This window comes from Chitinophaga sp. (assembly GCF_035538455.1).
Classification (GTDB): Bacteria; Bacteroidota; Bacteroidia; order Chitinophagales; family Chitinophagaceae; genus Chitinophaga.
The window spans coordinates 1-22883 of the sequence record NZ_DATLKJ010000165.1 but is presented as its reverse complement, the minus strand read 5'-3'; the positions used below and the strand labels follow the sequence as shown (position 1 = coordinate 22883).

The window sequence follows — 22883 nt, the reverse complement described above, 5'->3', positions numbered from 1 at the left end:
TGGCGGCATGCTGAACCATTTATATGCGAAGATAAACGACCTGGATATAGACCAGGATACGGTGCTGGCATTTACTGCTTCTTACACTTTTGATATATCTGTCTGGCAGATGTTTGCCTCGTTATTGTGTGGCGGCAGCTGCGTTATTTACCGGGAAGATCTTATCTACGATCCGGGCTATCTGGTTGGATTGATAGAAGCAGATGGTGTTACCATACTGGAATTGGTGCCTTCTTACCTGTCATCCCTATTGCAGGAAGAAACGAATGTCCCGCTTAGCCAACTGAAATACCTGTTGGTAACGGGCGAAGCGGTTAGTCAGCCATTACTGTCCCGCTGGTTTTCCCACCCGGACTACGGCAGGATTCCGGTAGTCAACGCCTATGGCCCTACAGAAGCCTCAGATGATATCTGCCATTATTTTCTGTATGAAAGCCCTGACCGGGCAAACATACCGGTGGGTAAACCAATACAAAATCTACAGGTGTATGTACTGGACAGCAACTTGCAATTATGCCCGGTAGGCATAACGGGAGAAATCTGTGTGTCGGGTGTAGGAGTAGGTCGTGGATATCTGAATCTGCCTGCATTAACAGCAGAGAAATTTGTGGACAATCCATTCGGTGAGAATGGGGGAAAACTCTACCGGACGGGAGACCTGGGCAGATGGTTGCCTGATGGTAACATTGAATGCCTGGGCAGGATAGATCACCAGGTAAAGATTCATGGTTACAGGATAGAACTGGAGGAAGTGGAAAATGTACTGCAAACATGCCCGTTGGTGCATCAGGCGATAGTATCAGCAAAAGCTGTTAATGACAATCCTGTTAACCAGGACTGGCGCCTGGTAGGCTACATTGTCCCCAACGGTGTATTTGACATCGAGGCTATCCTTGCTTACCTGAAGGAGAAGTTGCCTGTATATATGGTGCCGGCGTTACTGGTTGCATTGGATAAATTCCCGTTAACAACCAACGGGAAAATCGACAGAAACGCATTGCCGGACCCCGGCAACACCCTGATGCTGACAAATGTATATGTTGCGCCCCGCAATGAGACAGAACACCTGTTAGCCGGCATCTGGGAGGAACTACTGCATAAGTCACCTGTAGGTATTAATGATAACTTCTTTGAGCTGGGTGGACATTCTCTGCTCGCCATGCGTTTGGCAGCGGTTGTCAGAAAGAGATTACAGCTGGAGGTAGCCGTAAAATCGCTGTTTCATTATCCCACCATTGCAGAACTGGTAGCACATCTGCAGGAGACGAAACCTGCCTTGTTGCTTCCGGCAATTGAAGCAGATCAGCGGCCGGCAGCCATTCCTTTATCCTATAGCCAGGAACGCTTATGGTTTATTGATCAGCTGGAAGGAAGCGTGCAGTATCATTTATCTGCTGCATTAACACTAAAGGGCGCGTTGGATATAACTGCATTATCCAATGCATTGCAGACAATCGTCAATCGTCATGAAGTGCTGCGTACCGTCATAAAACAAACGGAGGGCGTTGCTTATCAGCATGTACTGGATCAGAATCAGTGGCAATTAACAGTAACGGATCTGCCTGCATACAGGCAGTCGCCCGCCATACTGAAAGAGTATGTGCAGTCACTTATTGCAACGCCATTTAATCTGGAAAAGGACCACATGCTGAAAGGGCAGCTGATCGTATCCGGTGAGAATGAGCATGTATTATTGATTGTGTTGCATCATATTGCTTGTGACGGATGGTCTGTCAGTATACTAGTGAATGAGCTGATAGCATTGTATGAAGCCAATGCAACAGGCAGTACGGCAGCACTGGCGCCTATACCCGTTCAATATGCAGATTATGCAGTATGGCAGCGTCAGTATTTATCAGGAGACGTGCTGGCCGGAAAATTAAGCTACTGGGAAAATAAACTGAAAGATGCCGGTACACTGCAACTGCCTGGATATAGCAATCATTCGTCAGTACATCGCAATAAAGGAGCTGGCAGACGTTTCCATCTGAACCGGGAACTTACGGATGCATTACAACAGCTATCATTGCAGCAGGGTGCTACTTTATTTATGACATTGCTGACTGCCTTTAAAGTATTGTTGTACCGCTACAGTGGTGAGGAGGATATCAGTGTAGGCAGCCCTATCGCTGGCAGAACACAAGCAGAGACCGAAGGTTTGATCGGGTTCTTTGTGAACACATTGGTATTACGCAGTAACCTGGCAGGGCAGCCTTCTTTTGCAACGCTGCTGCAACAGGTGAAAACGACCACCCTGGAGGCTTACGAACATCAGGACGTGCCCTTTGAAAAAATAGTGGAGGCGGTTGTAAAAGACAGGGATGTGAAAGGCAATCCCCTGTTCCGCGTATTGTTTTCATTACAGAATATACCGGCAATACCGGCACTCCGGCTGGGTAGCGTACTGCTTTCTCCATTAGATATCCCACACGTTACCACGCAATTTGATATTACCGTTAATATCCAGGAAAACGCCAATGGTTTAACCGGGGATGTGATATATGCAGTTGATCTGTTTAGCGAAGAAATGATAGACGGAATACTGCTTCACTTTGAACAGCTGTTACAGGCAGTGGTAACATCTCCGGATACAAGGATAGGTGCATTGCCTATGCTCACTACAGCAGAAGTGCAGCAACTGGATGCATTTAATGATACTACTGTAATTTCTCTGCATCATCCGGAACAAACAATACTGCATCATTTTGCAGCACAGGTAGCAGATAATCCGTCGGCTACAGCCATTATATGCGGTGATACCAGTATCAGTTATGCAGAGTTGAACAAGCGTTCCAACAACCTGGCGCATTACCTGCGCAGCCTGGGTGTGAAGGCAGAGACACTGGTGCCGCTTTGTATGGAACGTTCAGCTGAAATGATTATCGGTATATGGGGAATATGGAAGGCTGGTGGCGCTTATGTTCCCATTGACCCTGATTATCCACAGGAGCGGATCAGTTATATACTGTCTGATACGGCTGCGGATATCGTAGTAAGCAGTAAGGCATGCCTCTCGAAACTATCGCATACATCCGGCTTACGGCTGATTACCCTGGATGACAAAACAACCCTGCCGGACATGCCTGCCGGAAACGGAATGCTGGAAACACCGGGCAGCAGGCAGTTAGCTTACATTATTTACACTTCCGGCAGTACGGGCCGCCCTAAAGGTGTAATGATCGAACACGGAAGCCTGCTGAACTACCTCAGGAATAATCAGACTGCCTATATAGATGACAACAGCGGATTAACCGGCAGCTTTATACATTTTTCCTACACATTTGACGCTTCTCTGACCGCCATGTTTATGCCGTTATTATCCGGTAAGACAGTCGTAATAGGTAAAAGTACTGGTGTGGCTGTATTTGAGGATAGCTTATTTCAACAGTATGCACCATATGATTTTATCAAATTAACGCCCGCACATTTGCCGCTGCTCGCATCAGCTACAGAAAAAAATGGTGGGAAATTATTTACAAAGCGATTGGTGGTAGGAGGTGAAGCACTGCTGCCGGCTCATCTGGCCTACTTCCTGGAGCACAGTGCAAGTGTGGAGATCATCAATGAATACGGACCTACTGAAGCAACGGTGGGTTGCAGTACCTTCTCATTTTATACCAGCGCATACACAGGCGACAACCAGAACGGCATTTCCATTGGCAGACCCATTGATAACGTACAGCTGTACATCCTCGATGACCATATGAATAAAGTGCCGGTAGGCGTATATGGCGAGATCGTTATTGGCGGTAGAGGATTAGCTCGTGGTTATCTGCATCTGCCAGAACTGACAACGGAGAAATTTATCGTATCTCCATTTGGTAAAAACAACACCGTGCGCTTGTATCGCACGGGAGATACAGGGCGTTGGCTGGCAGATGGTACCATTGAGTACCTGGGACGCACAGATGACCAGGTGAAGATCCGCGGTTACCGCGTAGAATCGGGTGAAGTGGAAAGTGTATTGCAGGAATATCATACGGTAAGCCAGGCGGTGGTATTAGCCCAAAAAGATAGTAGCGGTAGTTATCGGCTGACAGCCTACGTGGTAGCTGGCGATGGTTTTGAAAGGGCGGACGTATTCTCGTGGTTAAAACACAGGCTTCCGGAATATATGGTACCTGCGCAATTGATAACCATACCGGAACTACCGCTGACAGTACATGGGAAAATAGACAAAAAAGTACTGTTAGCTACGGAATACGAAGCGACGGCTGCGCAGACGGAAGCCGGGCCGCGTAGTCAGATGGAATGGGCGCTGACAGCCATCTGGCAGGAACTGCTGGAACTGGATGAGGTAAGTATTAATGATAATTTTTTCGAAATAGGAGGGCATTCACTACTCGTGATCCGGATGATTTCACTTATCCGCAAAAGGCTCTCACTGGAAGTGCCTATAGGTGATGTGTTCGACTATCCTTCCATTTCGGTATTGGCGCCTCATCTGGACCGTCTTGCTGCTGGAACTGCGCTACCTGCAATTGTAGCGCAGACACGGCCGGAGCATGTCCCATTATCGTATAGCCAGGAGCGCTTGTGGTTTATCGACCGGCTGGAAGGCAGTGTACAATACCATATACCATACGTATTACACTTAAAGGGAGACCTGGACATCGGCGCCCTGGCCAATACACTGCGTGACATCATTCAGCGGCATGAAGTACTCCGTACCGTAATACGGCACCATCATGGCACTGCCTGTCAGCATGTAATGGATACAGCGGGTTGGCAAATGGTCATTGAAGAACAACCGGCAGATACAGCCGCATTGTTACATAACTATGTTCAATCCTTGATAGTGCGTCCGTTTAATTTGTCGGAAGATTACATGTTGCGCGCACATTTACTCGTAAAAGGAGCATCGGAACATATACTGGTAGTCACCATGCATCATATTGCATCAGATGGATGGTCAGCGGGTATCATGGTTCGTGAGCTGACAGCGCTGTATGGTGATTATGCTGCTGGTGTTGCGGCATCTTTACCAGCAATGAATATCCAGTATGCAGATTATGTGCTCTGGCAGCAGCAATATTTATCAGGTGATGTATTGACTGATAAATTGAGTTACTGGAAAACGCAACTGGAAGGCGTTACCCTGTTGCAGCTACCTGTTGATTACAAACACCTGGTGGCCAGGCGTACACAGGGCGCCAGCAGGCAATTCAGGCTGAATGCCGTATTGTCTGAACAGTTGCAGACACTATCCCGCCAGCAGGGAGTTACTCTCTTTATGACATTACTGGCAGCTTTCAAGGTGTTGCTGTATCGCTATACCGGGCAGGAAGACATTTGTGTAGGCAGCCCCGTGGCTGGCAGGTCACAACAAGAGCTGGAAGGACTCGTAGGCTTTTTTGTGAACATGCTGGCCCTGCGCAGTGATCTGCGGGATAACCCTTCTTTTGTTGCGCTGTTGCAGCAGGTAAAGACGACCACGTTAAATGCCTACACACACCAGGATGTACCTTTTGAGAAAGTAGTGGAGACGGTGGTTAAAGAAAGGAATATGAGCACAACCCCTTTGTTCCGCGTGTTGTTCTCACTGCAGAATGTTCCGGAAATCCCTCAGTTACGTTTGGAAAACCTGCAACTGGAGCAAGTGGATATTGAAGAAACCACCACCCAGTTTGATATTACTTTTTCGATTCAGGAAACTGCTCATGGTTTAACCGGTAATGTAACATACAGCACAGGATTATTCAGAGAAGAAACAATTGCGCGCATGGTACAGCATTATGAGCAGTTGTTACAATCCATCATTACAACGCCGGAATCTCCTATAGGCGCCTTGCCTATGCTCAGTTTCAATGAAGCAGCGCAATTGATGGAACTATCCGGTGTTCTCCCGGAAGCAGCAGTAGTCTATCCACATGGTCAGACTTTGCCGGAGTTGTTTAGTTTACAGGCGGCGCGTACCCCTGATGCAACGGCCCTGGTATTTGAAAAGGATTCGCTAACCTACCGTGAGCTGGACGAACGCTCAAATCGACTGGCACACTACCTGCAGCGCCAGGGAGTTGCAAACGGCGCATTGGTTCCCCTTTGCCTGGAACGTTCATTAGAGATGATCATCTGTATATTGGGTGTCCTGAAAGCAGGCGCAGCATACGTGCCTATTCATCCTGATGAACCGGCGGATCGTATTCGTTATATGCTGGCTGACACATCTGCGACTGTAGTGGTTGGCAGTCGTAACAGTGTACATAAATTTGCCGGAAATGCAGTGCATGTCATTTGTGCGGATGATGAACGGATATATCATTGCAGTGATGTTTGTCAGGATAGATGCTCGTTCTCCACGGCATTGCAAGGATCTGATCTGGCATATGTAATTTACACATCGGGCTCTACGGGTTTGCCCAAAGGTGTACTGATAGAACATCATAGTGTGGTAAACCTGGTTACTTACCAGGGAGTCAGGTTTGGAATTACTCCTGCAGAACGAATACTGCAGTACTCGAATTACAATTTTGATGCCTCGGTAGAACAAATATTTTTAGCGCTGCTTCACGGAGCTGCGTTGGTGCTGATCAATGAGTCAGTGCGTCTTGATATGAACGCGTTGGAAAGGTTATTGCATGAGGAAAGGATTACCCACTTACATGCTACACCAGGTATATTGGAGTTATTGACGCCAGGCCGTTACAACGGATTAAAACGGGTCATCTCCGGAGGAGAATATTGTAGCCGCAACCTGGCGATGAAATGGAAGGATGATACAGATTTTTATAACGAATACGGCCCCACCGAAACCACAGTAACAGCTGCGGAATATCACAGTCAGTTTGCAGCAGATGATTGGCAGGATGTTATACCTATAGGCCGTGCCGTTGCCAATACACGTCTTTATGTGTTGGATAAATGGCAGCAACCGGTACCTATAGGCATTCCTGGCGAACTGTTTATAGGTGGGGTACAGGTCGCACGCGGTTATCTGAACCGCGATGAACAGACAGCCGCCGCCTTTTTAACAGACCCCTTTATATCCGAAGGCAGGATGTATAAAACCGGAGATATTGTCCGCTGGCTCCCTGATGGAAACGTAGAGTATATTGGTCGTGCCGATAATCAGGTGAAGATCCGTGGCTACCGCATAGAACTCGGGGAGATAGAAAATGTATTGCAGCAATGTGAAGAGGTTAAAGAAGGAGTCGTGGTGGTTAGAACAGACAACCAGGACAACAAATACCTGGTTGCTTATGTAGTGCCTGAAGGAACATTTGAGAAAACAGTCATTATACAATACCTGCAAAACAAGTTGCCCGCTTATATGATACCATTTCAGCTTGTCGGTGTAAACAAACTACCCTTGACCGCTAATGGAAAGATAGACAGACGCGCTTTACCTGATCCGGAAGAATCCATGCAAAATGCCTATGTAGCCCCTCGTAATGAAACAGAGGAGAAGCTGGTAACCATCTGGCAGGAACTATTGCATAAACCAACTATAGGTATATACGATAACTTTTTTGATCTGGGTGGCCACTCGTTGTTGAGCATACGCCTGATCTCCAAAGTCCGTGAAACACTGCAGGTAGAAATTTCATTGGCCACCTTCTTTGAGCTGGCTACAATTGAAGGCTTGTCAAGATATATAAGTGTTAATCAGCCAGATAGTATATCTGATGATGGCTTTAAAACTATTCAATTATAAGCGGTGGCTCCCTCTATCACGTTAAAAAAAATCACATGTCTGATCGTAAACTAATTGACATAATAGCTTTATTGGAAAAAGCTAATGAATATGGTGTGAAAATATCTCTCCACGAGGATGAGCTGGTAGTAAAAGTGCGTGAAGAGAAAAGTATTGATGGCGCCTTGTTACATGAGTTAAAGCATAATAAGGCGCACCTGATCAAATACTTGCAACAGGAAAAACAAAATAAATCGGCAATAACGGAACGCAATAAAGTAACCCCTGCTGTAAGAACAGCAGCAACGCATATCCCGTTATCGTATAGCCAGGAACGTTTGTGGTTTATTGATCAGTTGCAGGGTAGCAAACAGTACCACATACCAGCTGTACTACAGTTGAAGGGTAGATTGGATCGAACTGCACTATCGGGTGCTTTACGGACAATTGTGAACCGGCATGAGATACTACGCACTGTGATTGAGCAGAACGATGGTATTGCCGGTCAGCGTATCCTGGATAAAGATCAATGGCAATTAACCGTCATTGAAGATGACCATTACGAAGCTGATACCGCCGCGTTGCGGGAATATATAGAGGGCCTGATTGACACACCGTTTAATTTGTCTGCAGATCATATGTTGCGGGCACATTTAATCCCGCAGGATACTGAAACGCATATCCTCGTGGTTACTATGCATCATATTGCTTCAGATGCATGGTCTGCTGGTATTATCCTACGCGAATTGGCATTGTTGTATCAGGCCTATACAGAGGGGTGTTCTCCGGAACTCTCTCCTTTGTCCATTCAATATGCGGATTATTCCATCTGGCAGCGAAGTCATTTGTCAGAAGAAAGGCTGGAGAAAAAACTGAATTATTGGAAGGAGAAGTTATCTGACAATCTGCTGCTGCAATTGCCCATCACAGAAAGCGTAACAACTGCCCGCAACCACAATGGTGCAAGTGTATCGGTTAACCTTCCCGGCGATGTAGCGGATCAGCTGCAAAAGCTGTCCCGCCAACAGGATACCACACTATTCATGACCATGCTGACAGCTGTGCAGGTACTGTTATTCCGTTATAGCGGGCAAACGGACATTAGTACCGGTTATTCCCTGGCAGGCAGGCAGCAACAGGAACTGGAAGATCTGATCGGCTTTTTTGTGAATACGCTGGTATTGCGTAGTGATCTGAGTAAAGATCCTACTTTTATTTCACTGTTGCAGCGGGTGAAAGCCAGCACCGTTGAAGCATATGAGTACCAGGACACACCTTTTGGAAAGATAGTAGAGACGGTGGTGAAAGACAGAGACGCACATCAGAATCCCTTATTCCAGGTTATGTTTGTCATGCAACATGCGGCTGCCTTAAAGGGAATCCGTTTAGGGGAGATGGCCGTAACTGCGTTGCCATTTGATCGCGTAGCTGCCCGGTTTGATTTGACTTTCTTTGTTACAGAAAATGAGGATGGTTTAAACATTGATATCATCTATCGTAACGATTTATTCCGCCTGGAAACGATTACCAGGATGGCAGCGCATTTTGAGCAACTGGTTTTATCTGTTGTAGAAAATCCGTTACAGGAAATAAGCCTGCTATCTATGTTGCCGGCAGAGGAGGCTGCGCTGTTAAAGGATGTATTCAGCGGAGATGTAGTGGTACCACGTGCAGCGGCGAAAGATAATGTAACGGATTTGTTCTCCGCTCAGGTGGCCCGCATGCCATCGGCCACCGCCTTGGTCTTCGAGACGTCTGCACTGAATTACCTTGAACTGGAAGAGCAGTCTAATCAATTGGCTCACCACCTGCGGCGCCTGGGGGTTACAACCGGTTCGCTGGTAGTGTTGTGTATAGAGCGGTCACCTGAAATGATCATAGGATTACTGGGTATCCTGAAAGCGGGTGCTGCTTATGTGCCTGTTGATCCCGATTACCCGCAGCGTATTGACTATGTGCTGTCAGATACGGGTGCACGGGTGGTTGTCAGCAGCAATACCTGCCGGGGATTGGTGAAGGCTGGTATAGTGGATCATATTGTTGCGCTGGATGGAGATACTGATATGCTCTGCCGTTACCCTGTTACGGCTGTATCAACAACCATAGGCGCATCCGGTCTCGCTTATGTAATCTATACATCCGGGAGCACAGGCAATCCGAAAGGAGTGATGATTACCCACGGTAACCTGCTTGATTACTTATCTGGTTTACAGACGGCCCTGCCAATAGCTGACTGTCATTCATTTGCTTTATTGGCGGGCATTGCCACGGATCTTGGTAATACGGTACTATATCATGCATTAACCAGTGGGGGCTGCCTGCACCTGTTTACGAAGGATACGATTAATGATAGTGAAAAATTACAGGCATATTTTTCTGAGCATTCAATTGACTGCCTGAAGATAGTGCCGTCACACTGGAAAGCGCTATCCGCTGATACCTTACTGCTGCCGGCCAGGCTGCTGATATTTGGCGGTGAGGTGCTGGACGCCGATGTAGTTACCCGCATATTTTCTTCTGGTAATCCCTGTATGGTGGTGAATCACTATGGACCCACAGAAACGACAATCGGAAAATTACTGCATATCGTAGAAAGGGGCCGGGTATATGACCAGTATATACCTATTGGCAAACCCTTTTCTAATAGCCGCGTCTATGTATTGAGTGATCGCTTACAGTTATGCCCGGTAGGCATACCCGGGGAACTCTATATTGGTGGCGATGGTGTTGGGGTTGGCTATCTGAATAATATCGCGTTGACAGCAGAACGGTTTATAACCGGTCCGTTTAATAATAATGAGCGTCTTTATCGGACAGGAGATATCGTGAAATACTTACCGGATGGTAACATCCTGTTTTTAGGCAGGAGAGATGATCAGTTAAAGATCCGCGGCTACCGTGTAGAACTGGATGAGATAGCACGGGTGATAGAAAGCGCTCCTGGTATATTACAGGGAGTTGTGTTATATCATGGAGAAAAGGGTGGTCTGCAACGATTGACTGGTTATGTAGTGACTACGGATACTTACAGCATAAGTGCTGTAAATGCTTACTTGCAGGAGCATTTACCGGATTATATGATTCCATCTGATTTAGTGGTACTGGACAAATTTCCGTTGCTTTCTAATGGTAAGATAGACCGGAAATCGTTACCCGGCCCCACGAAAGAAGTCCGGGAATCAAATGATATTGCGTCGGAGAATGTAACCGAACAATTACTCTCCGCTATCTGGTGCTCGCTGTTGGAGCTGGACAGTGTAAGACGACTGGATAATTTTTTTACATTGGGAGGCCATTCTTTGCTGGCTATCCGCCTGGTATCGGCTATCCGCAAAACACTTCAGATGGAAGTGTCCATAGGAGATATTTTCGATTATCCTACGATTGCATCATTGGCGACATACCTGGACCAAACTTCGGGCCGGCCGGTTTTGTCTGCCATCAGACATTATGAGCCGCGTCCGGCCCATATCCCCTTATCATACAGCCAGGAGCGTTTGTGGTTTATTGACCAGCTGACAGGCAGTGTGCAGTATCACGTGCCCTATGTATTGCGTTTAAGCGGACAATTGAATCGTGAGGCACTGGGGCATGCGTTGCAGGAAATAGTGAACCGGCATGAAGTGTTGCGAACCGTTGTCGTGGAGAGGGATGGCCAACCTTGTCAGCAGGTACTGGACAGCAACCAATGGCAGCTGGTAATAGCGACAGATACTTTGTTTAAAGAGGGTTCACCGGAGTTGCAAGCGTATATAACAGATTTGATCCAACAGCCATTTAACCTGTCAGAAGATCACATGCTGCGCGCCCATCTGATCCGGCTTACGGATGCAGAACACCTGCTGGTTTTAACAGTGCATCATATGGCATCAGATGAATGGTCGCAGGATATTTTAGTGCGCGAGCTGGTGGATCTGTATACAGCCCGTACCACCGGTCATACTGTGCAGTTGCCGGTATTACCTGTACAGTATACAGATTATGCATTGTGGCAACAGGATTGCCTTTCTGGCACTATGGCAGCGCAACAGCTGGCATACTGGAAACAGCAACTGGAAGGAGCAGCGGTTTTATCGCTGCCGCTTGATTACACACGGCCAGCTGTGCAGAGTATGCGTGGCGGCCTCGTTTCCCGCAGGATTGATCCGGCGGTGACACAGCAATTGCGGCAATTGAGCCAGGAACAGTACGCCACATTATATATGACCATGCTGGCGGCTTTCAAGGTATTGCTGTATCGCTATAGCGGGCAAACGGATATCTGTGTGGGAAGCCCGGTCTCAGGAAGGGTTCTTCAGGAGTTGGAAGGGTTGATTGGTTTCTTTATCAATACATTGGTGTTGCGAAATGACCTGAGTAATAATCCTTCATTTATCACCTTATTACAACGGGTGAGAGCAACTACGTTAGATGCATATGCGCATCAGGAAGTGCCTTTCGCAAAAATAGTGGAGGCAGTGGTAAAGCAGCGGGAAGTTGGTCTCAACCCTTTATTCCAGGTAATGTTTGTATGGAAAAAGAGCAATGGCTTGTCGCAGGTACGTTTACCGGATATAGCGCTTTCGGCCGATCCTATACAACATTCAACTTCAAAGTTCGATATGACATTTTTTGTCGCCGAAGAACAGGATGGATTGGAAGTAAGTGTGGAATACTGTAAGGATCTGTTTAAAGAAACGACGATTATACGGTTACTGACTCACTTTGAGCAGTTGTTGTGTTCCATTGCAACATCGCCCACAGATAATATAGACGCTCTGCAGATGCTGAATGCAAATGAGGAACAACAATTACTGAAAACATTTAATGCTACCGCGGTATCCTATCCTGATACAACTATTACTGACTTATTTGCTAAACAGGTGGCGCGTATACCGGCTGCAACAGCAGTGGTGTTTGAAGACGAAACACTGAGTTATGAAGCATTAGACAGACGTGCCGGGCAGTTAGCAGACTTTTTATCCCGGAAAGGTGTAGGTGCAGACACGCTGGTGCCGGTTTGTATCGAAAGATCGTTGAATATGGTTGTGGCCATATTAGGCATATTGAAGGCCGGCGGTGCTTATGTACCGATGGACCCTGAGTATCCGGCAGCACGTATTCAATATATGATTGCAGATACCGGCAGTCACATCATACTCACCAGCCGCGCCTGCCGGGAGAAAGTAAGTGCTCATCCCGGTTTAGCGCTGATAGAAATAGATAGTGATTGGGAGCTGCCTGATACTACACAGGAGTATGTTACTCCGCTGAAACCAGACGCCAATTCCCTGGCTTATGTACTCTACACTTCCGGGACCACCGGTCAACCGAAGGGGGTGGAGATGCCTGCCGGCGCATTGGTAAATCTTTTGCTATGGCAGCAGGAACAGCTGGGAGATATCTCCGGGAAACGGGTGCTGCAATTCGCGAGCCTGAATTTTGATGCGAGTTTCCAGGAGATATTTTTACCACTCTGCTTCGGTGGTACGGTATATCTCATCGGGGAAGGGAAGCGCAGAGATATGAGCGAAATGCTTGGTCTGATAGAGCGATACGATGTTAATTATTTATTCCTGCCTTATGTGGTGCTGAAAAACCTATGTGAGTATGCAAAAGCTGCAAACCTATATCCACGCAGCCTGGAAGGGATATTTACGGCAGGAGAACAATTACGTCTGAGCGAAGACATCCGGGAATTAATGGATAGGGCTGATACCCGGTTATATAACTACTACGGCCCTACAGAAGCGCACGTGGTAAGTTCCTATGAAATAGTGGCAACAGACTTTGAAGAAAGGTTACTGCCACCCATTGGCGCACCGGTCAGCAATACGCAGCTATACATACTGGATGCTCAAAAAAGACTCTGTGGAAAGGGAATAGCCGGTGAATTGTATATCGGCGGGGTACAAGTGGCAAGAGGGTATTTAAATCAACCGGAACGCACACTTGAAAAATTTATACCAGATCTGTTCAGTACATCACCTGATGCCAGGTTGTATAAAACCGGAGATATCGCACGTTGGCTGGATGACGGCAATATTGAATACCTGGGGCGCGCAGACGATCAGGTAAAGATCCGTGGCTACCGCATTGAACTGGGTGAGGTGGAAAATGTGCTCCAGCAATGCGAACTGGTCAGGCAGGTAGTAGCAATGGTAAGGGGAGACAATCATACCGGGCACCGGCAACTGGTGGCTTATGTTGTTCCTGTGGGTGATTTTGACAGAAAAGGTATCATGGATTATCTCAGGAACAGGTTGCCGGAATATATGATACCAGGCCTGTTAATACCACTGGATAAACTACCGCTCACAGCTAATGGTAAAGTTAACAAAAACGCATTACCTGCGCCAGACAGCGCGATATTATCTACACAAGCTTATGTGGCTCCACGTACGCCCATTGAAAACACATTGGCAGGTATCTGGACTGGGCTGTTGGGAATATCACAGGCTGGCATATACGATAATTTCTTTGAGCTGGGAGGCCATTCACTGATGGCACTTCGTTTAATCGCTGCCATACGCAAGACCTTCGATATAAAAATATCCGTTAAACTATTCTTTCAGCTTGCAACAATTGAATCACTGGCAAGACATATCAGCGCTATTCAGCATGCAGCTACTGTTAGCCACAAAAATGTCAAGACCATTAAACTATAACCGGAAACCTTCATTTCTATCTTCATTAAACCCTTAAACATGTCTCAGGATAAATTAACGGCAACTATCGCGCTATTGGAAAAGGCCAACGAGAACGGAATCAGAATAACTATTGATAATGGTGAATTGATTGTACAGCTGGATGAGGAAAAAGAAATTGACAGCTCCTTTCTGTACGAACTGAAACATAATAAAACCCAATTAATAGCCTATCTGCATGAGGTCGGACAAAGTGAACAGGAAATTGCTGCGGATAAAAGTATAACTGCATTTCCCAGAAACGGATTGATAAATATTCCGTTGTCATATAGCCAGGAACGGTTGTGGTTTATAGATCAGCTGGAAGGCTCCGCTCATTACCATATCCCGGCCGTATTAAGACTAAACGGGCAGCTGAATGTAGAAGCACTTACCTGGTCGCTGCAAGCCATCGTAAACCGGCACGAAGTACTGCGCACAGTAGTAGATACCACAGCTGGTGCAGCTTATCAGCGCATACAGGAAAAAGATAACTGGCAACTGACACGCATAGACGAAGAGACCTATTATACGGATGAAGCAGCATTACAATCATTGATCCGGTCACTGATTTCCATTCCCTTTGATTTATCCGCGCATCATATGCTGCGCGCACATTTAATCCGGATTGGAGAAGCGGAACATATACTGGTAGCAACTATGCACCACATTGCTGCCGACGGTTGGTCTATGGGTATTATCGTCCGTGAGTTGGGAGCATTGTACAATGCTTATATCACAGGCCATACCGCTGTGTTACCCCCGTTGGATATCCAGTACGCAGATTATGCAATCTGGCAGCGTGACTACTTATCAGCGCCAAAGCTGAAGACAACACTTGAATATTGGGAGCATAAACTGGCGGGAGTAACTACTTTGCAATTGCCCACAGATTATGTGCGTCCTGCTGTACAGCGTAACCAGGGAGCTACAGTATCGTTTGACCTTGACAAGGAATTATCAGACCTGTTGCGACAGCTATCGCATCAACAGGGCGCTACACTGTTTATGACTTTGCTGGCTGCGTTTAAAGTATTACTGTATCGCTATACCGGCCAGGAGGATAGCTGTATTGGCAGCCCCATAGCTGGCCGGAACAGACAGGAGCTGGAAGGCCTCGTTGGCATTTTTATCAACACACTGGCATTGCGCAGCGATCTGGGTAATCAACCTTCCTTTATCTCTTTGTTGCAACAGGTAAAGGAAACCACTTTAGCCGCTTATGATCACCAGGAGGTGCCTTTTGAAAAAATAGTGGAGGCAGTAGTGAAGGAACGCGATATGGACCGGCATCCATTATTCCAGGTGGTGTTCTCGCTGCAGAATACCCCGCCGGTACCGGCGCTTCGTTTGGGAGAAGTGGAGTTATTGCCGGTAGAAGTAGAGCGCGTCACGGCGCAGCTGGATTTATCTCTTTCCATGCTGGAAACGGCGGCCGGATTAAGCGGAAGTATTGTATATAATGTTGACCTGTTCAGCAGGGAAACGATAGTCCGCATGACTACTCATTTTAAACAGCTGTTGCGATCTGTAGCAGCGGCCCCGCATTCACAGATAGGTAGCCTTACACTGCTTACAGCTGATGAAGCGCAGCAGTTACAAATAACTTTTAATGATACAGCCACTATTTTCCCGAAAGAAAAAACTGTTGCGGATTTATTCACATCACAGGCTATAGCTACACCCGGCGCCACAGCAGTACTATGGGGAACGTCCTCGCTCACGTACGGTGAACTGGATGTAAGATCAACGCAGCTGGCGCACTACCTGCGCGGCAAAGGCATTGTCCCTGAGATACCGGTAGCGGTTTGCATGACACCATCGTTGGAAATGATAGTAGGGATATTAGGTATCATGAAAGCCGGCGGTATTTATGTACCCATCGATCCGGAATATCCTGCTGAAAGAATAGGTTATATAATCGCAGATACCGGCGCAAATATTATATTAAGTAATGACACCCTGGTTCCGGCATTAAAGGCAGCAGCTCCCCTGGCGGAGATCATTCCCGCTGATGGAGGCTGGAGCTGTGTCGATTCGTATCCTGCCACAGCGTTGGCTACCAGGCCATCTGCTGAACATCTGGCATATGTGATCTATACTTCCGGGTCTACCGGACAACCCAAAGGGGTACAGGCAGTGCATCGTTCACTCGTTAACCTTATATATTGCCAGAGCAGGGCTTACAATATTAAAAAGGAAGAAAGGGTATTGTTGCTCTCGAACAGCAGCTTTGATGCGGCCATAGAACAAATATTTTTCGCGTTGCTGAATGGCGCAGCGCTGGTTTTAGTCACCAGGGAGATACTGCTGGATATTCATTTGTTTGAACAGTTGCTGAGTGAGCAGCAGATTACTCATCTGGAAGCTACTAACGGATTCCTGGTACATGTAACACCAGGCCGCTATAATGGGCTGAAAAGGGTCATTTCCGGTGGCGAACAGTGTCAGGTTGCGCTGGCGGAGAAGTGGAGCCGTTTCGTTGACTTTTATAATATCTACGGACCTACAGAAACGACGATATCTGCTACTGTTTACCGTTATGTACCGGATAGCTTGCATCATTTGTCTGCCCTGCCCATTGGTGCGCCATTACCCAACGTACAGGTTTATATACTGGACGCGCATGGGGCGCTGGCTCCTATAGGAGTGGCCGGCGAAATTCACATTGGAGGTGAAGGCGTTACGCGCGGGTATTTAAATCGTCCGGATTTAAATGCGGAAAAATTTATAGAAGATACCTTCAGCAATAACACCGGTGCAAAAATGTATGCAACCGGAGATATCGGGAAATGGCTGCCCGATGGTACCATTGTATTTCTTGGCCGCAAGGATGAACAGGTAAAAATCCGTGGTTACAGGATAGAGCCGGCTGAGATAGCGTTGGTATTGGAACAGTCTCCTTTGGCAAAACAGGCAGTAGTAGTGGCAGGCAGCGAACAAGGTCGTGATCAACAGGTCTACAACCGGTTAACAGGATATATCGTGCCTGATGGCGTGTTGGATATAGAAGAAATATATGCTTACCTGGAAAGTAAGCTGCCTGCACATATGATTCCGTCCTTCATTGTTGCGTTACCGGAATTCCCGCTTACAGCCAATGGTAAAATTGACAAAAAGGCGTTACCACAACCCAATGGCGAAGTACAACACAAGAACGGGTACGTAGCGCCGCGTGATAAAACCGAGCAGCAGTTGGCGCAAATCTGGCAGGATTTGCTGGGAGTATCACAGGTAGGTATACACGATAGTTTCTTTAAATTGGGCGGACACTCACTGTTGGTAATGCGTTTAATGTCTGTGATGCATAAAGAACTGGATACGGTAGTATCTATGAAAAACTTATTCCTGCATCCTACCATAGCCGGATTATCTGCCTACCTGAAGGCACAACATAATAACGCGGCGTTACCACCTGTTGTACCCGTCGTGAGGCCGGCACATATTCCATTATCGTATAGCCAGGAGCGTTTATGGTTTATTGATCAGATGGAGGGTAGTGTACAATATCACATACCTGCATTGTTGCGGTTGGAGGGTAACCTGGATATAGCTGCGCTGTCACGCGCTTTACAAACGATCATAAACCGGCATGAAGTATTACGCACCGTAATTGAACAGGAGGATGGAATCGCTTGTCAGCGTGTGTTGGATAAGGACTTATGGAAATTACCTGTAATAGATGAGTTGGTATACAAAACCAATGAGGCAGCCTTGCAGGATTATGTCAGAACATTGATCAACACACCGTTCGACCTCTCTGCAGATCATATGTTGAGAGGGCATTTGATCGTACTGGATGAGAATAAATACCAACTCGTGATAACCCTGCATCATATCGCTGCAGATGCCTGGTCAATAAGTATTATTGTACAGGAACTGGTAGCGTTATATGAGGCATATACGGCAGGGCGTCCTTTACAGCTGGCGCCACTGCCCGTTCAGTATGTGGATTATGCTATCTGGCAACGGACCCATTTATCCGGGGAGGTGCTGGAAAGGAAGCTGGATTACTGGAAAGAAAAGCTGACGGGAGTAAAAGTGTTAGCCTTGCCGGTTGATTTCAGGCAACCCCCGCTGCAAAGCATGGATGCAGGGAAGATTACATTTGGTATTGATAGTCATTTATCCGGGCAACTGCAGGAGTTATCGAATCAGCAGGGGACTACTTTGTTTATGACGCTGCTGACGGTTTTCAAGGTATTACTGTATAGGTATACCGGGCAGGATGATATTTGTGTGGGTTGCTCTACGGCGGTTCGGCCGCAACAAGTGCTGGACGGATTGATTGGCTTTTTTGTCAATACCCTGGCGCTGCGCAGCCATCTGCAAGGGGATTCCACTTTTGTATCCCTGTTACAGCAGGTGAAAATAACTACCCTCGATGCATATGATCATGCGGATGCACCATTTGAGAAAGTGGTGGAAACAGTAGTAAAGGAAAGAGGAACAGATAGAAATCCCTTGTTCCGGGTAATGTTTGTAATGCAGCAGGGTGCTGATACACCGGAACTTCGTTTGGGTAACGTTATACTATCCGGAGATACGACGGAGCACACCACCGCCAAATTTGACATTAACTTCTCGATAGTTGAAAGTGAAGACGGTTTACAGATCGGAATTACTTACCGCAATGATTTATTCCGCGCTGAAACGATTGCCGGAATGGCAAAACATTTTGAGCAACTGTTGTTGTCTGTTGTAGAGAACCCGGCAGCAGAAATAAGTCTGTTGTCTATGTTGTCAGCAACGGAAGTCGGCCGGTTGCAGGAAATATCAGGTAACGGCGTGACAGTGACACGTGCGGTAGCCGGCGACAACATCGCTGATTTGTTTTCCGCACAGGCACGCCGCACCCCATCGGCCACAGCACTGGTTTTTGAATCATCCACGCTGCGTTATCACGAACTGGAAGAACAATCCAATCAACTGGCGCATCACCTGCGCAACCTGGGTGTTAAAACGGGTACACTGGTACCATTGTGTATAGAACGTTCAATAGAGATGATAGTGGGATTGCTGGGTATCCTGAAAGCAGGAGGGGCTTATGTACCTGTTGATCCTGATTATCCGCAGCGTATCGGTTATATGCTGGCGGATACCAGGGCGAAGGTTGTTGTCAGCAGCGCAACCTGCCGGGGATTGTTTGGAACCGGCGAGGGGATGCGCATCGTTGCATTGGATGAAGACAAGGATACGCTCAGCCGTTACCCTGTTACCAGCGTGGCTGCGGCAGTGGAGGCAGCTGATCTTGCTTATGTGATCTATACTTCCGGTAGCACCGGTAATCCTAAAGGGGTAATGATCTCCCACGGCAACCTGCTGGATTATTTATCTGGCCTGGAAGCAGCGCTGCCCATATCCGGATGTCAATCATTCGCCTTGCTGGCAGGCATATCTACAGATTTAGGTAACACTATATTATATCATGCATTAACAAGCGGAGGTAGCCTGCATTTGTTTACCCGCGAGATGATCAATGATAGTGAAACGTTACAGGCCTATTTTTCCGCGCATGTGATTGACTGCTTAAAGATTGTTCCCTCGCATTGGAAGGCCTTGTCTTCTACCGGAGATCTGCTGCTGCCGGCAAAGCTGCTGATTTTTGGAGGGGAAGTGCTGGATGCTGGCGTCACTGCCCGTATATTTTCTTCCGGCAGCAACTGTATGGTGGTTAATCACTATGGCCCAACGGAAACGACTATAGGAAAGTTATTGCATATAGTAGAAAGAGAACGGGAATATGATCAGTATATCCCTATTGGACGGCCCTTCTCCAACAGCCAGGCTTATGTGCTGAGTGACCGGTTACAACGTTGCCCGGTAGGTATTCCGGGAGAGCTATATATCGGAGGGGATGGAGTGGGGCGTGGTTATCTGAATAATGCGGAGTTAACATCTGAGCGGTTCATCGCAGATCCATTTAATTCCGGAGGCCGCCTTTACCGTACAGGAGATATCGTTAAATATCTGCCGGATGGCAATATCATGTTCATCGGCAGAAGGGACGATCAGTTAAAGATCCGTGGCTACCGCGTAGAGCTGGAAGAGATAGCCCGCGTGCTGGAAGATAGCCCTGGTGTATTACAGGGAGTGGTCGTGTACCAGGGAGAAGAAGGAGGGCTTCAAAGGTTGACGGGCTATGTGGTAACCACCGCCGGTTATAATCGCAACGCTGTGGAAGCGTATTTGCAGGAGCGGTTACCTGATTACATGATCCCTGCGGCATTGGTGGTGATGGACGAATTTCCGCTACTGGCCAACGGGAAAATTGACAGGAAAGCACTGCGGGCTCCGGTAACTGATGGCGGAGGGCTGGACAATGGCGCACCCGAAAGTGTAAGAGAACAACAGCTGGCGGATATCTGGTGTTCGTTGCTGGAAATGGAACAGGTAGGCAGGCAGGATAATTTCTTTGCATTAGGAGGCCATTCCTTACTGGCTATCCGCCTGGTATCGGCTATCCGCAAAACATTGCAGGTAGAAGTATCCATAGGAGACATCTTCGATTATCCCACCATCGCAACGCTATCAGCACACCTGGATCAAACTTCAGACCGGCCGGTACTGTCGGTTATCAGGCGCTATAACCCACGTCCCGACCGGATTCCACTATCGTATAGCCAGGAACGTCTGTGGTTTATTGACCAGCTGACGGGTAGCGTACAGTATCATGTGCCACATGTACTGCGTTTAAGCGGGCAACTAAACCGTGAAGCGCTGGCAAATGCGTTGCAGGAAATAGTGAATCGCCACGATGTGTTGCGAACCGTGATGGTACAGCAGGATGGTATTGCTTACCAGCGCACACAAGATAAAAATCTGTGGGAACTCTCTGTAGTAAATAACCCGGTATATAAAGATGATCCTGCCGCCTTACAGGATTTCACAAGATCGTTAATAGATATGCCGTTTGATCTCTCGCAGGATCACATGCTGCGCGCGCATTTAATAGTGCTCACACCAGAAGAATATGTATTGGTGGTAACCATGCACCATATTGCGTCTGATGCATGGTCGAAAAGCATTATTGTGAGAGAGCTGGCTGAATTGTATAGCGCCGGCGTGGACAATCGTCCGGCTCAACTGCCCGCACTGTCTATTCAGTACACCGACTATGCTATCTGGCAGCGCGAATATTTGTCGGCAGAAATACTGGCGCAAAAACTTGGTTACTGGAAAAATAAGCTGACGGATATTGCAGCCTTACAGTTGCCGACTGACTATGCGCGCCCCGTTTTTCAAAGTACCCGTGGTGCCGGTTATAATTTCATGCTTAGCCGCGAATTAGCGGATCAGCTGCAGGCATTGTCCCGCCAGCAGGATACCACCCTTTTTATGACCTTGCTGACTGCTTTTAATATATTGTTATACCGGTACAGTGGCCAGGAAGATATCTGTGTAGGTACTTCTATCGCTGGCCGTTCGCAGTCGGAATTAGAGGGGCTGATAGGCTTCTTTATCAACACATTGGCCTTACGTACAGATGTAGGCAACGATCCTGCTTTTACGGCCTTGTTGAAGCAAGTGAAACAGACTACGCTGGAAGCCTACGATCACCAGGAAATACCTTTTGAGAGAATTGTAGAGGTAGTGGAGAAAGACAGGGATATGAGCAGAACTTCCTTATTCCAGGTGATGTTCGAACTCTTTAATACACCAGACGCACCTGGCATAGATCTCAAAGATCTGCAGTTATCCTCCGATCATGTGGAGCACATCACTACGTTATTTGATATGGGTGTATCCTTTGTTGAACTGGAAGACGGATTAAGCGGACATGTTGAATATTGTGCAGATCTGTTCAGCAGGGATACTATATCGCGGATGATGGGGCATTTTGTACAGTTATTGCAGGCCATTGTACAGACACCTGGTGCAAATATCAGTGCATTTACGATGCTAAGCCCGGAGGAAGAACATAAATTACTGACTACATTCAACGATACCGTCTTTTTCTATCCGCATGATAAAACCTTGCCGGCATTGTTCGGCATGCAGGCCTTCCGTAAGCCGGATGCGGTAGCCGTTTGGTTTGAAGGCAACCCGCTAAGTTACCGGGAGCTGGACAGGCAGTCGGATCAGCTGGCGCATTACCTGGTAGATAAAGGCGTGAAAGCAGATCAGCTGGTGCCTGTCTGCACAGAACGTTCCCCGTGGATGCTGGTGGCGCTGCTGGGTATTCTGAAAGCAGGTGGCGCTTATGTGCCGGTAGACCCTACTTATCCTGCGGCACGCATGGCCTATATAGTGGAAGATTGTAAAGCCAGCATACTGGTGAGCAGTCGCTATGGTAAGGATAAGGTACCAACAATTCCGGGCGTGGATATCGTCGTAGTAGAAGATGTAGTGGAATCACCTTTCGTTGAAGCGATACGTTAGTAAACATACCGTCTCCGCGGGATCTGGCTTATGTGATTTATACCTCCGGTTCTACGGGGCATCCTAAGGGGGTGATGGTGGAGCATGGCGGCATGCTGAACCATTTATATGCGAAGATAAACGACCTGGATATAGACCAGGATACGGTGCTGGCATTTACTGCTTCTTACACTTTTGATATATCTGTCTGGCAGATGTTTGCC

Annotated in this window: 4 protein-coding genes; all 4 read left to right on the top strand. The window is 47.4% G+C overall.

The annotated features are described in order from the left end of the window. Nucleotides 1-7: 7 nt before the first annotated feature. Nucleotides 8-7654, top strand: coding sequence for a non-ribosomal peptide synthetase (locus VM802_RS20050; RefSeq protein ID WP_325533849.1), 7647 nt, complete (start codon nucleotides 8-10; stop codon nucleotides 7652-7654). Between the two features lie 35 nt (nucleotides 7655-7689). After that, nucleotides 7690-14280: a non-ribosomal peptide synthetase gene (locus tag VM802_RS20045; RefSeq protein ID WP_325533847.1), complete on the top strand. Its 6591-nt coding sequence runs from the start codon at nucleotides 7690-7692 to the stop codon at nucleotides 14278-14280. A 39-nt stretch (nucleotides 14281-14319) separates the two neighbouring features. Beyond that, nucleotides 14320-22680, top strand: coding sequence for a non-ribosomal peptide synthetase (locus VM802_RS20040; protein ID WP_325533845.1), 8361 nt, complete (start codon nucleotides 14320-14322; stop codon nucleotides 22678-22680). Between the two features lie 5 nt (nucleotides 22681-22685). Beyond that, nucleotides 22686-22883: AMP-binding protein (locus tag VM802_RS32395; protein ID WP_414647108.1), on the top strand; the 198-nt coding region annotated here is incomplete at its 3' end.